This window comes from Mycobacterium sp. GA-1285, from assembly GCF_001499905.1.
GTDB lineage: Bacteria > Actinomycetota > Actinomycetes > Mycobacteriales > Mycobacteriaceae > Mycobacterium.
Window position 1 is genome coordinate 30,582 of sequence record NZ_LQIS01000016.1, and the last position, 13,191, is coordinate 43,772.

At 66.1% G+C, this 13,191-nt stretch carries 13 protein-coding genes; 1 reads left to right on the forward strand and 12 read right to left on the reverse strand.

Annotated features, from left to right (window positions below):
• Position 1: 1 nt before the first annotated feature.
• The 6 genes from mtrB to AU193_RS11865 all read right to left on the reverse strand — a co-directional run bounded on the left by mtrB (position 2) and on the right by AU193_RS11865 (position 6,795).
• On the reverse strand, positions 2-1,648 hold the full coding sequence (gene mtrB / locus AU193_RS11835) for an MtrAB system histidine kinase MtrB (RefSeq protein WP_064422577.1): 1,647 nt from the start codon (positions 1,646-1,648) through the stop codon (positions 2-4).
• 71 nt (positions 1,649-1,719) lie between these two features.
• On the reverse strand, positions 1,720-2,406 hold the full coding sequence (gene mtrA / locus AU193_RS11840; RefSeq protein WP_064422578.1) for a two-component system response regulator MtrA: 687 nt from the start codon (positions 2,404-2,406) through the stop codon (positions 1,720-1,722).
• Between the two features lie 169 nt (positions 2,407-2,575).
• Positions 2,576-3,202, reverse strand: coding sequence for a dTMP kinase (locus AU193_RS11845; RefSeq protein ID WP_064422579.1), 627 nt, complete (start codon positions 3,200-3,202; stop codon positions 2,576-2,578).
• A 39-nt stretch (positions 3,203-3,241) separates the two neighbouring features.
• Positions 3,242-4,579, reverse strand: a complete 1,338-nt coding sequence (locus tag AU193_RS11850; protein ID WP_371259186.1) for a DUF2254 domain-containing protein — start codon at positions 4,577-4,579, stop codon at positions 3,242-3,244.
• A gap of 506 nt (positions 4,580-5,085) precedes the next feature.
• Complete coding sequence (locus AU193_RS11860; protein ID WP_172798279.1) at positions 5,086-5,400, reverse strand: MFS transporter; 315 nt, start codon at positions 5,398-5,400, stop codon at positions 5,086-5,088.
• Between the two features lie 117 nt (positions 5,401-5,517).
• A complete protein-coding gene (locus AU193_RS11865; protein WP_064422618.1) occupies positions 5,518-6,795 on the reverse strand; it encodes a lipase family protein in 1,278 nt (425 codons plus the stop codon).
• A gap of 164 nt (positions 6,796-6,959) precedes the next feature.
• On the opposite strand from AU193_RS11865, the gene AU193_RS11870 reads away from it, so the two are divergent.
• A complete protein-coding gene (locus AU193_RS11870; protein WP_064422582.1) occupies positions 6,960-7,646 on the forward strand; it encodes a DUF899 domain-containing protein in 687 nt (228 codons plus the stop codon).
• 68 nt (positions 7,647-7,714) lie between these two features.
• Here AU193_RS11870 and ahcY read toward each other — a convergent pair whose 3' ends face one another.
• The 6 genes from ahcY to AU193_RS11900 all read right to left on the reverse strand — a co-directional run bounded on the left by ahcY (position 7,715) and on the right by AU193_RS11900 (position 13,138).
• Entirely contained in the window at positions 7,715-9,172 is a 1,458-nt protein-coding gene (gene ahcY, locus AU193_RS11875; protein ID WP_064422583.1) for an adenosylhomocysteinase, read from the reverse strand.
• A 137-nt stretch (positions 9,173-9,309) separates the two neighbouring features.
• Entirely contained in the window at positions 9,310-9,969 is a 660-nt protein-coding gene (locus AU193_RS11880) for a TetR family transcriptional regulator (protein ID WP_082682942.1), read from the reverse strand.
• Positions 9,966-10,151 carry a rubredoxin gene (locus AU193_RS11885; protein WP_064422585.1) on the reverse strand — a complete coding sequence of 62 codons (186 nt, stop codon included), beginning with the start codon at positions 10,149-10,151 and terminating at the stop codon, positions 9,966-9,968. The genes AU193_RS11880 and AU193_RS11885 overlap by 4 nt, the downstream gene beginning before the upstream one ends.
• Positions 10,152-10,170: 19 nt before the next feature.
• A complete protein-coding gene (locus AU193_RS11890) occupies positions 10,171-10,332 on the reverse strand; it encodes a rubredoxin (protein WP_064422586.1) in 162 nt (53 codons plus the stop codon).
• Complete coding sequence (locus AU193_RS11895; protein WP_253867780.1) at positions 10,329-11,477, reverse strand: alkane 1-monooxygenase; 1,149 nt, start codon at positions 11,475-11,477, stop codon at positions 10,329-10,331. Before AU193_RS11895 ends, AU193_RS11890 begins: the two co-directional genes overlap by 4 nt.
• 194 nt (positions 11,478-11,671) lie before the next feature.
• Entirely contained in the window at positions 11,672-13,138 is a 1,467-nt protein-coding gene (locus AU193_RS11900; RefSeq protein WP_064422588.1) for an amino acid permease, read from the reverse strand.
• Positions 13,139-13,191: the final 53 nt, after the last annotated feature.

The window sequence follows — 13,191 nt, forward strand, 5'->3', positions numbered from 1 at the left end:
CTCACACGGACTCCGGCGCGGGTTCACGATCGCGGCTGCGCGACGGAAGATTCTCCGGTGCAACGGGTTTCAGGGGCAGCGGGCTGGTGGTCACCTTGTGCCCGCGGACGAGCGGCAGCGTGAGACGGAAACAGGCACCCTTACCCGGCTCGCCCCAGGCCTCCAGCCTGCCCTGGTGCAAGCGGGCGTCTTCGATGCTGATCGCCAAGCCCAGACCGGTGCCGCCGGATCGACGCACCCGCGAGGGGTCCGAGCGCCAGAACCTGCTGAACACCAGCTTCTCCTCGCCGGGGCGCAGCCCGACCCCGTGGTCGCGGACGGTGACGGCGACGGTGTCGTCGTCGGCGGCCATTCGGATACGAACGGGCTTGTGCTCGGCGTGGTCGATGGCGTTGGCGATCAGGTTGCGCAGGATGCGCTCCACGCGCCGCGGATCGACTTCGGCGATGACCTCCTCGGTGGGCATGTCGACAAGGAGCTCGACGTCGGCGTCGGCCGCGAGGTGCCCGACGTTGTCCAGCGCGCTCTGCACCGTCGACCGCAGATCCAGCGACTCGACCGACAGCTCGGCGACACCGGCGTCGTGGCGGGAGATTTCCAACAGGTCGTTGAGCAGGGTCTCGAACCGGTCGAGCTCGCTGACCATCAACTCGGTGGACCGGCGCAGCGCCGGATCGAGATCCTCGCTGTGGTCGTAGATCAGGTCGGCGGCCATGCGCACCGTCGTCAACGGCGTGCGCAGCTCATGGCTGACGTCGGAGGTGAACCGGCGCTGCAGGTTGCCGAACTCCTCGAGTTGGGTGATCTGGCGGTGCAGGCTCTCGGCCATGTCGTTGAACGACACGGCCAGGCGGGCCATGTCGTCCTCGCCGCGCACCGGCATGCGTTCGGTGAGATGTCCTTCGGCGAACCGCTCGGCGATCCGCGACGCGGACCGCACCGGCAGCACGATCTGGCGCGCCACCAACAAGGCGATCGCGGCGAGCAGACCGAGCAGGACCACGCCGCCGGTGGCCATCGTCCCGCGCACCAGCGCGATCGTGGACTCCTCGTTGTTGAGCGGGAAGATCAGGTACAGCTCGAGGTTCGTCACCGGTGACGACGTGGGGCTGCCGACGATCAGCGCGGGTCCGGAGAAGCCGTCTGTGTTCACGGTGGCGTATTGGTAACTGACCTGGCCGGCCTTGACGAACTCCCGCAGCGAGTTGGGCACCTGCTGGACGGGACCGGCCGCGGTCGCCGCGCGAGGCCCGTCGCCGGGCACCACCAGGACCGCGTCGAAGGTGCCCGCCAGGCCCGGTTCGGCGTCGGCGCTGCGATCGATCAGCGTGTTGCGCGCCAGCTGCAGGCTGCTGTCGAGCGAGCGGGTCTCCTCACCGCCGACGATCCCGCTGACCGTGGTGCGCGCGCGGTCGATCTGCTCGGTCGCCGCGCGCACCTTGACCTCGAGGATGCGATCGGTGATCTGGCTGGTCAGAACGAACCCGAGCACGAGGATCACGGCCAACGACAGGCCCAACGTCAACGAGACGACCCGCAACTGCAACGAGCGGCGCCACGCGAGACTCAACGCCCGACCCAACGCCCCGAGCCCCCGCACCAGCGGTGCCGAGCGCCGATGGATGCGTCGTCTGGAGCTGAAGATCACGGCGGCCGCCGAAGGATCAACACGGCGCCCGCCGAATGGTCGAGGTCACGGCCACGGCCGAGCCGTGCGTGTCACGGCGGTCCGGCCTTGTACCCCACTCCTCGAACAGTGAGCACCACCTGTGGGTTCTCCGGGTCTTTCTCGACCTTGGCCCGCAACCGTTGGACATGCACGTTCACCAAACGGGTGTCCGCGGGGTGCCGATAACCCCACACCTGTTCGAGCAGCACATCACGAGTAAACACCTGCCGCGGTTTGCGCGCCAACGCCACCAACAGGTCGAACTCCAGCGGGGTCAGCGAGATCTGTTCGCCAAGACGGGTGACCTTGTGCGCGGGAACGTCGATTTCGACGTCGCCGATCGACAGCATCTCGGCCGGCTCGTCCTCGTTGCGCCGCAGACGGGCCCGCACGCGGGCGACGAGCTCTTTGGGCTTGAACGGCTTCATCACGTAGTCGTCGGCACCCGACTCCAGGCCCAGCACGACGTCGACCGTGTCGGTCTTGGCGGTCAGCATGACGATCGGTACGCCGGAATCCGCCCGGAGCACCCGGCACACGTCGATGCCGTTCATGCCGGGCAGCATCAGGTCCAGCAGCACCAGATCGGGCCGCAGCTCGCGGACCGCGGTGAGCGCTTGGGTGCCGTCACCGACGACCGCGGTGTCGAAACCTTCCCCACGCAGCACGATGGTGAGCATCTCGGCGAGCGACGGGTCATCGTCGACAACCAGAATCCTTTGCCTCATGAAGACCATGGTGTCACCGAATCGCGATAAAACCCGGCTACCACACGGCGCGTTTCGCGCTTTGCCCGGGATTAGCGGGGCTCTGGTGTGCGTTGAGATCGCGTTTCGGCACGCGATGGGCCGTATCGACGATCTGTGCGCACACCGTGCGGGGACCGCGCACGCCGCGCGGCGACCGCTAGCCCAATTCCGCGGCGAGCGCGGCCGCATCCACATCGGGTCCGGCGACCGTCCAGCGTCCGCACCACTGTGCGGCGGCCAGTGCCGTGTAGACGTCGGAGGTGCGTTGCTGCAGGCCGCTGTCGCGTTCGTAGGCGTCTTTGGCCCGGTCGGCCTCGGTGTTGGCGCGTTGGTCGGCGCGTTGAGCCGCCAGGTCGATCGGGACCGCCAGCAGCACCTGGACGTCGGGCCGCGGAAGCGCGAGGCGCTCGTACTCCAGAACCCGCACCCACTCGACGACCTCGCCGTCGGCGTCCTGGTGAAGGCGCGCGGCGCTGTAGGCGGCGTTGGACGCGACGTAGCGGTCCAGGATGACGACGTCGTAGGCCTTCTGCAGGTGTTCGATCTCGGCTCGGGCGCGCGAGCGGTCCAATGCGAACAGCACCGCCATCGCGTACACGGACTCGGCGAGGTCACCGTGGGATCCGCGCAGTGCCTCGGCGGCCATGTCGGCTTCCACCGACTGACCGTACCGCGGAAACGCCAGGCTCGTCACCGTCCTGCCCTGGGCTTCGAACGCGGTTCGAACCCCGTTGGTCAGCGTGCGCTTACCCGCGCCGTCGACCCCCTCGATGACCATCAGCACGGCTGTGAGACTAGCGATGCCCGCTTGCCGCCGGCGCGATCAGACGTCGTGTTCCGCGGGATCGGTGGCCGTCTCCTGCGAGATCGCCCGTAGACGTCCGAGGTCGGCCGGGTGGAGCTCGGGTTGGGCGTCCATGGCGTCCATCAGCAGCCCGATCTGCCTGCGCAAGGGGGCGATGAACTCCTCGTGGCCCACGTTGCGGGCGTGCTCGATCAGCATGCGCAACACTCGCAGCACCGTCGCAACGACGTGCGGTTGACCGACCGAACTCTGGCGGATCTGGTCGAAGGCATGCGCGATGTACTCCTCGTGCGACAGATCCCACGGCCGAAGAAGGATCCGGTCGTCGGGTCCGCACACCGCCTGCGGCGGCATGTCCGCCGCCAACAGTCTGCGCATTAGGCTGCCGAGTCGCAGCACGACGTCGGCAGCGGTGGTCGGGTCGTTGACGGCCGGGCTGAGCGCCCGCAGACCGATGTCGACCAGTTGCCGGATCCCGAAGTCGATGTCTTGTTGCATGGTGCGGATGTCGGCCACCTCCACCGTCGACATCAGCCTGCGTTCGACGCGGTCGGGATCGGCCGGCTTGGGCCACAGAGTCATCAGCACCTCACCCTGGTGGATGTAGGCGCCGGTGCGGGTCTCCAGTCGCACGACGGTTGCGGGAGGGACCGCGGCCAGGATGTATCTGCTCGCCGATTGGGTGACCCAGCCGTCGCTGCCCGCATGGACCGTCAGGTGCTCACCCGTCCCCGGATGCGGCTGATGCGGTGCCGGTATCTCCATGCGCGTCTGCCGCGTCTGTTCGTCGATGACGGTGTCGGCCTCCGCGGCGATGGTGCGCACCACCTCCCCCACTTGGAGGCCATAGGCCAACCGATTGAGGTAGGCGATGATCAACAGCACCGTCACCACCGCCAGCACGATCGCTGCCGTCATCGACACCCGCGGGGCATTCGACATCGGGTCTCCGCTGATGTGGCGAAGCGTCAGCACACAGAACACGAACGTGCCCACCAGCAGGCCAATCACCAACTGGCTGAGCCGGTCCCGGATGAACGACCGCATCACCCGCGGTGAGAACTGGCTGCTGGCCAACTGCAGGCTGACCACGGTGAGCGAGAAGACCACCCCGGCGGTCGTGATGGTGGCCCCGGCGACGGTGCTGAGCAACCACGTCGCCGCGTTGCTGTTCATCTCGACCGTCAACGGCAGTGAGGTGTCCACGCCGACGACGTCTTCGAGAAAGGCCGTCACCTCGGCAAACGCGATGCCGCCCACCAGAACCAACGCGGGCAGCGCGAACAGACTCTCGCGGAAGTGGTAGAGGGCGGTGGAGATCCGCAGCGCCGACTGCGGAGCGGGGCGGCGCATCATTCCGCTGTATCCAGGTTAATCCGTTGGACCACAACCGATTTAGGGCTGGTCACGACGGTCGTTCCGGCCGGCATCGCTAGGTCCGGTGCTCGGCGACGCGGTGGGCCAGACGCTGTGCGCCCACATCCGACACTTGAGGTGAGGTGCTGCTCGGGGTCGCCATGAATCCTCCCGGGGTTCGAAGCAGGTGCTCTCACGCGGATACCCGACGGCGGCGGCGCCTACCAGGTTCCTTGATCATGCCCGGAAGTGTCGGCGACGACGTCGCGGGTAGTCCCTTGAAGGCCAAGTCGAAATGCAACGCTGACGCCGGCTCCACGCATTTCGAGGAAGGAATCGAACGCGAAGGGGATTCGTGATGTCTGACTGGCAGTCGTTTTTCGTTCCCGCCGTCCCCTTGATCGACGGTGTCCTGCGCGGAACCGTCACCTTCCTCGCGCTGCTCGTACTGATGCGGGTCGTCGGCCAACGCGAGTCCGGGGGGCTTGGCATCACCGACGTGCTGATCATCGCTGGTGTCCGGCGAGCGCCGCGGCGACCGACCCGATCATGATCAGGGCGCCGGCCAGAAACATGACCCGGCTGCGGCCGATCCGCTCGGAGACCGGACCGGCGAACCAGGCCCCGAGCGCACAGCCGAGCAGGGCGATCGCCGCGACGAAGCCGACGGCACCGGGTGTGAGGTCGAGGCTGGGGCCGATGCCGTTGATGGCCGCATTCATTGTGGAGGTGTCGAATCCGAAGAGGAACCCGCCGAGGGCCGCACTGGCGGCGAGCAGGGTGACGTACCAGGTATTAGGGGTGGTCTCGGTCGTTGCCACGATCACGGCTCGTTTCTGCTCAGCACGCTCGCCATGTCTTCGAACTACTGGTTGTCTGCCTCTACCCCGGCCAAGTGCGCTCTACACGTCATCGCAACCGTCGAGAAACCCGCGCCCCTAGAAGCGCCCACAATTGGGAGCCGTCGGCACACCCTTGAATCGGTCGGCGATCCACTGCATGGCCGGTTCACCGTCGACCAGCATGGGCAGGCCGTGGTTGACCATCGCCTTGTTGAGGAACGGTGGTTGTTCGTTGGTGCGCGCCTCGACGTCGGCGCCCTGGGCGCACCAGTCGCGACCCATTTGCATCGCAGGCGCCCACGGCACCAGCGGGTCGAACCGGTTGGAATTGATCAGTACCGGTGCGTTGGGCTTCTTGCGGCCCAGCTTCTGCTCCTCGAACAAGGACTTGAACGGCTCCTGCTCGACGAGTTGAAAGATGTCTCGATTGAAGTACGGCTGCAGGTGCCGGAACATGAATTTCGTCAGCGTCTCGGCGACGCACTGATCCTGCACCTTGAACAGCATGTCGACGCCGCGCGGGGTCAGCGTCGCCCGGATCGCCGCCTCGTGTTCGGGGTAGGCCGCGATCACCCCGTTGAGCGCATAGCCCACGGCTCCCACCAGCATGCTGCCGTCGATGAATGGGAACAGTGCCTTGAGGTCGGCGGGCGGCGCACCCGCATAGCTGCCCACGATGTGAAGTTCGGGCGCGTACGATTCGGCCATCTCCGCGGCCGACGCGGCGGCACCCCCGCCCTGCGAGTAGCCCCAAAACGCAACGGGCCCATCGGAAATCAACGACGTGCCGGGCAGGTTCTTCGCGGCGCGGGCGGCATCGAGCATCGCGTGGCCCTGCGATACCCTGTTCGCGTAGGTGTGCAGTCCCGGCGTACCGAGGCCCTCGTAGTCGGTCATGACGATCGCGAAACCGCGCGCGACCATCGTCGCGACGAACAACTCCTCGTAGTTGAACGCGATGTCGAGGTAGGGCGACCAGTGGATGCCCTGATTGAACTGCCGCGACGGCGCGCACTGATCGCCCTGGCCCTGGGTGCCCGGACCGTAGACGATCAGCGGCCGCGGACCGCCGAACGGCCACGGCGCATGTGGCTCGAAGTACGTGCCGGTGACGACGTTCGGGTTTCCGCGAGCGTCGTTGCTGCGGTACATGATTCGGGTGCCGTCGGCCATGATCATGCCGAGTTGGCCGGACGGTTCGAGAACCAGACGGGACGGCTCGGTGCGGACCAGATCGCCGGGCTTGCCCGGCGGCAACGGATCCGGCGGCGTATAGAACGCCTGATATTCGTCCTCGTTGAAATAGGGATGGTGATCGTCGATGGTCGGGTCGTCGGCGGATGCAGGCGGCGAGATCCCGACAAAGGAGATCATGAGGGCAATCGCGATTCCGAGGATGCGGCCCACCGGTCGGACGTTAGCAACGAAACTGGTTCCATGAGGCCCGTTTTGCCCTCAACAGGCCGTGAACCCGATGAGTTCGGGCGCCGGCGCGAGTCTGTTTCGCCGAACCCACTCGTATCGAGGAGGCATTCGCCATGACGACGCATCAGGTCGGAACGCGCGAACAGTGGCGCGCGGCGTACGAACAACAGCTGGCCGACGAGAAGGAGCTGACCCGCAGGGCCGCAGAGCTCGCCAAGCGACGACAGTCCTTGCCGTGGGTGGCGGTCGACAAGCCGTACCAGTTCGACACCACGTCCGGGCGGCGCACACTGGCCGAGTTGTTCGACGGCCGATCCCAGTTGATCGTCCGGCACTTCATGCACGGGCCGAAAACGCCGGAGGGCTGCCCGGGGTGCACCTTCGAAACCGACAACCTGGTCGGCGCGGTTCCGCACCTGGCGCACAGGGACGTGACGTTCATCCTGTCGTCGCGCTCCCCCCTTCCGGTGCTCAACGCCTACAAGCAGCGGATGGGCTGGGACATCGAATGGGTGTCCTCAGGCGGCAGCGACTTCGACGCCGACTTCTTCGGCTACATGCATGTTCCGACGCCGCGACGTGACTTCGGCAAGGGCAGCGGCAGCATGCTCGACGTCATGGAGTTGATGGCGCTGAGTTGCTTTGCCCTGGAGGACGGCGTCGTCTATCACACGTACTCGACCTACGACCGCGGCACCGAAGCGCTGAACGCGACGTGGCAGCTGTTGGACCGCACCCCCAAGGGTCGCGGCGAGGACTTCTCCGACTGGCCGCGCAAACGCGACGAGTACCCGGCGTAGGGCCGCTCGCGCGAGACTGCGGGGAGACCGCACGACGGCGATCCCCCGCAGTCTCGCTGAAGAAGTGATCAGTAGCGGTAGTGCTCGGGCTTGTACGGACCCTCGACGTCGACGCCGATGTACTCCGCCTGCTCCTTGGTGAGCTTGGTCAGCTGACCGCCGAGTGCCTCGACGTGGATGCGCGCGACCTTCTCGTCGAGATGCTTGGCCAACCGGTACACCGCGTTGTCGTACTCGTCGTTCTTCGTCCACAGCTCGATCTGAGCGATGACCTGATTGGAGAAGCTGTTGCTCATCACGAACGAGGGATGGCCGGTCGCGTTGCCCAGGTTGAGCAGCCGGCCTTCGGACAGCACCACGATCGACTTGCCGTCGTCGAAGATCCACTGGTCGACCTGCGGCTTGATGTTGAGCTTGGTGGCACCCGAGCGCTCCAGGGCGGCTATGTCGATCTCGTTGTCGAAGTGACCGATGTTGCCCAGGATCGCCTGGTCCTTCATCGCCCGCATGTGCTCGAGCGTGATGATGTCCTTGTTGCCGGTGGCCGTGATGACGATGTCGGCCCCGCCGATCCCGTCCTCGACGGTCACCACGTCGAAACCGTCCATGAGCGCCTGCAGCGCATTGATGGGGTCGATCTCGGTGACCGAGACGCGAGCGCCCTGACCGGCCAACGACTCCGCGCACCCCTTGCCGACGTCACCGTAGCCACAGATCAGTACCTTCTTGCCACCGATCAGCACGTCGGTGCCGCGGTTGATGCCGTCGATCAGCGAATGCCGGGTGCCGTACTTGTTGTCGAACTTGCTCTTGGTGACCGAGTCGTTGACGTTGATCGCCGGGAACGGCAGTTCGCCGGAGGCCTCGAACTGGTACAGGCGCAGGACGCCCGTCGTGGTCTCCTCGGTGACCCCCTTGACCGACTCGGCGATCTTCGTCCACTTGTCCTTGTCGGTCTCGAAGCGCTTCCGCAGCACACCGAGGAAGACCTTCCACTCCGCCGGATCGTCGTCCTCGGCGGGCGGGACCACACCCTGCTTCTCGTACTGCGCGCCCCGCAGCACCATCATCGTGGCGTCACCGCCGTCGTCGAGGATCATGTTCGCCGGCTCGCCTTCCCAGGTGAGCATCTGCTCGGCGGCCCACCAGTACTCCTCGAGCGTCTCGCCTTTCCATGCGAACACCGGGGTGCCCTTGGGCTCCTCCGGCGTGCCGTGCGGGCCGACGACCACCGCCGCGGCGGCGTGATCCTGGGTGGAGAAGATGTTGCACGACGCCCAGCGGACTTCGGCGCCCAGTGCCGTCAGCGTCTCGATCAGCACCGCGGTCTGCACGGTCATGTGCAACGAGCCCGAGATGCGCGCGCCCTTGAGCGGCTGCACGTCGTGGTACTCCTCGCGCAGCGCCATCAGGCCGGGCATCTCGTGCTCGGCCAGGCGGATCTCCTTGCGGCCGAAGTCGGCGAGAGACAGGTCGGCGACCTTGTAGTCGATCCCGTTGCGGGAGTCGGCCTTCAGCTCAGTCATGAGAGCCCCTTTTCGTTCGTCATTTGCCTATGAGCATTGCCTATGAGCGCACAGATGTGCGCACGGCGACATCCATAGCCTGCGGGCTCGCGGGACAGGCGCTTGTCGCGGTTCAACCAGCGGTGGCGCTCTGACAGCTAGGGAATATCGATAACACCGTAGCGTTCGGCGAACGGGGTCATCAATCGGGCCAGGTCATCCGCCACGGTCTCGGTGGTCAGGTGATCGGCTTCCGGCGGCATCGAGACGTAGCTCATCGCGAGCCGAACGATCGCGCGGGCCAGCACCCCGGCGTCCTCTTCGCTGGCCTTCACCCAGCTGTCGACGAACGTTTGCGTCAGCCGCCGGCTGCAGTGGGTGATGATCGGGCCGCTGTCGGTGGTGATGAGCTGAAGCAGGTCCGGCTTCGCCTCCCCTGTCAGCAACGAGATCACCAGCGGGTCGGCTGCGGACTCGGTGAAGAAGTCGCGGAAGCCCTGACTGAATGCCGCGAAGACGTCGCCGACGTTGCCCTCGATGGCATCGTCGATCTGGTCGACGAGCCGGTCGGCCAGGCGCATGGCGTAGGCCTGCGCCAGTCCCTGGCGCGAGCCGAATTCGTTGTAGATGGTCTGCCGGCTGATGCCTGCCGCCTTGGCGACGTCCGCGAGCGTGATCGCCGACCAGTCACGGCTGAGCAGGAGTTCCCGCATGCCGTCCAGAATGGAGTCGCGCAGCAGCACCCTCGAGGCCTCGGCGTAGGGGATGCGCTGCGCGGTCCGGCGCGGGCTGTTCACACGCGCGAGACTAGTCGTCACGGACGGGCGACCTCGACCATCTCGAAGTCGGACTTGGCCGCGCCGCAGTCCGGGCAACTCCAGTCGTCGGGGATGTCGTCCCAGTGCGTGCCCGGCGCGATGCCGTCCTCCGGCCAGCCCTTTTCCTCGTCGTACTCGAATCCACACTGCACGCAGACGAACAGCTTGTACGGCTCGTTCATGTCGTTTCCTTTTCTCTCGTCAGACGGGTTCGAAGTCGACCTTCTCGCGCACTGCGCAATCGGGGCAGCACCAGTCGTCGGGAACCGCGCTCCACGGGGTGCCGGGCGGAAAGCCTTCCCGCGGAGCGCCTTTCGCCTCGTCGTAGACGTAGTCGCAGCCCGGGCAGCGGTAGGCGGTCACGCGTGCACTCCATGACGGGCCACCGCCTTGCCGCGCACGCGGGGGTGCAGGTTCACCCGCGCGATGTCACCGTCGTAGTGCTCGAGCACCCGGTGATCCATCACGCGGCGCCACAACGGCGGGAAGTACGTCAACGCGATCATCGACGCATAGCCGCTCGGCAGGTTCGGCGCACCCTCCATGCTGCGCAACGTCTGGTAGCGCCGGGTCGGGTTGGCGTGGTGATCGCTGTGGCGCTGCAGGTGATACAGGAACAGGTTGGTGACGATGTGGTCGGAGTTCCAGCTGTGCTCCGGCGCGCAGCGTTCGTAACGGCCACTGTCGAGCTTCTGCCGCAGCAGGCCGTAGTGCTCGAGGTAGTTGACCGTCTCGAGCAACGTGAAGCCGAAGACCGCCGAGATCACGATGTAGGGAATCAACGCCCAGCCGAATACCGCGATCAGCGCGCCGTACAACACGACCGACATCGCCCACGCGTTGAGCACGTCGTTGGACCAGTGCCACCTACTTTTCCCCGCCCGTTCGAGCCTCTTGGCCTCCAGCTCCCACGCCGACTTGAGCGACCCGAACACGCTGCGCGGCAAGAACTCCCAGAACGTCTCGCCGAAGCGGGCCGACGCCGGATCCTCGGGAGTGGCGACGCGGACGTGGTGCCCGCGGTTGTGCTCGATGTAGAAGTGGCCGTAGCAGGTCTGCGCCAGCGTGATCTTGGCCAGCCACCGCTCGAGCGAGTCTTTCTTGTGCCCCATCTCGTGGGCGGTGTTGATGCCGACTCCCCCGAGCAGACCGACAGACAACGCCAGGCCGATCTTGGCCGGCCAGCCCAGGCCGCCGTCGAAGCCCAGCCAGCTCAGGTCCGACGCGGTGAACAGATAGGCCCCGACGATCACGCTGGCGTACTGGAACGGGATGTAGGCGTAGGTGCAATAGCGGTAGTACTTGTCGTTCTCCAACCGCTCCATCACCTCATCCGGCGGGTTCTGCCCGTCCGGGCCGAACTTCAGGTCCAGCGCCGGCAGCACGATGTATAGCAGTATCGGCCCGATCCAGAACGGCACCTGCGCCGCGGCGTGCCAGCCCCATTGGTTGAACGCCCAGACCAGCGGCAACATCACGAACAACGCCGTCGGCGCGATCAAACCCATCAGCCACAAGTAGCGCTTCCTGTCGCGCCACTGAGTGGTGTCCGGTTCGGGTGTCTGCGTGGTCACCGCCAAGCCTCCTGAAGTGAGTGCCGTCACGTCTGGGCTTGACTATAGAGCGATCTTTGTCAGCTGTCTAGACACAAATCACTGTTTTGTAAAACTCCGAGTTGGCGCGGTGGCGATCAACAGGAGGGCTACGCCGAAATGGTTTGGCTTTCGCGGCGGCCGAGCACCGAGTGTCGGCGGCCGTAGACGAAGTACAGGGCGACGCCGATCGCCATCCAGATCAGGAAACGAATCCAGGTCAGCGCGGTGAGGTTGAGCATCAGCCATACGCACGCCACGATCGAGGCGATCGGCAACCACGGCACGCCCGGTACCCGGAAGCCACGCTGCAGATCGGGCCGTGAGCGTCGCAGCACGATCACGCCTGCGGACACCAGGACAAAGGCGAACAACGTCCCGATGTTGACCATCTCCTCGAGCTTGTCAATCGGGAACACCGACGCGGTGATGGCCACCAGTACACCGACGATCAGCGTGATGCGCACCGGCGTGCCGTGCCGTCCGGTCCTGGCCAACCCGCGGGGCAACAACCCGTCGCGCGACATCGCGAAGAACACCCGCGTCTGCCCGAGCACCAGCACGATCACCACGGTGGTCAGGCCCGCGAGCGCGCCGATCGAGATGACCTTCGCCGCCCAGTCGATCCCGTTGGCGCTGAACGCCGTGGCGAGGTTGGCCTTCTCCCCCGCCGCGCGCAGTTCCGTGTAGTGCACCATGCCGGTCAGCACAACCGCCACCGCAACGTAGAGCACCGTGACGATCGCCAGCGAGGCCAGGATGCCGCGGGACACGTCGCGCTGCGGATTCTTGGTCTCCTCCGCGGTGGTGGCCACGACGTCGAACCCGATGAACGCGAAGAAGACGATCGAGGCACCGGCCAGGAGGCCGTACCACCCGTAGCTACTGCCCTCGGCGCCGGTGAGCAAGGAGAGCAGCGACTGATCGGTGCCCCGTCCGCCTTCGCCCCGTTCGGCGGGCGGCAAGAAGGGCGAATAGTTGGCCGCCTTGATGTAGAACGCGCCGACGGCGACGACCAGCAGGACAACCGCGACTTTGATCACGGTGATCGCCAGGCTCACACCGGCGGAGAGCTTCGTGCCCAGCGCCAGGATGACGGTGACGAAGACGATGATCAGCAGCGCACCCCAATCCAGTTGCAACACACCGAGATCGGCGGTTCCGCCCCCGAACTCGAACACCTCGCCGAGGTAACTGGACCACCCCTTGGCGACCACTGCCGACGCAACCGCGAACTCGAGGATGAGGTCCCAGCCGATGATCCAGGCCACGAACTCGCCGAACGTGGCGTAGGAGAATGTGTAGGCACTGCCCGCGACCGGCACCGTGGAGGCGAACTCCGCGTAGCACAGGGCGGCCAGCCCGCAGGCGACCGCTGCGAGCACGAACGAGATCGAGATGGCGGGGCCGGTGATGTTTCCCGCGGTCGAAGCGGTGATGGTGAAGATGCCCGCCCCGATCACCACGGACACCCCGAACACCGTGAGGTCCCACCAACTCAGGTCTTTGCGCAACCGGGTGTCGGGCTCGTCGGTGTCGGCGATCGACTGCTCTACCGACTTCGTCCGCCGAGCCATCGCGCGTCCTCCCGTTGAATCCGTTCCGGCAATCTACCGAGTACCGTGCACCC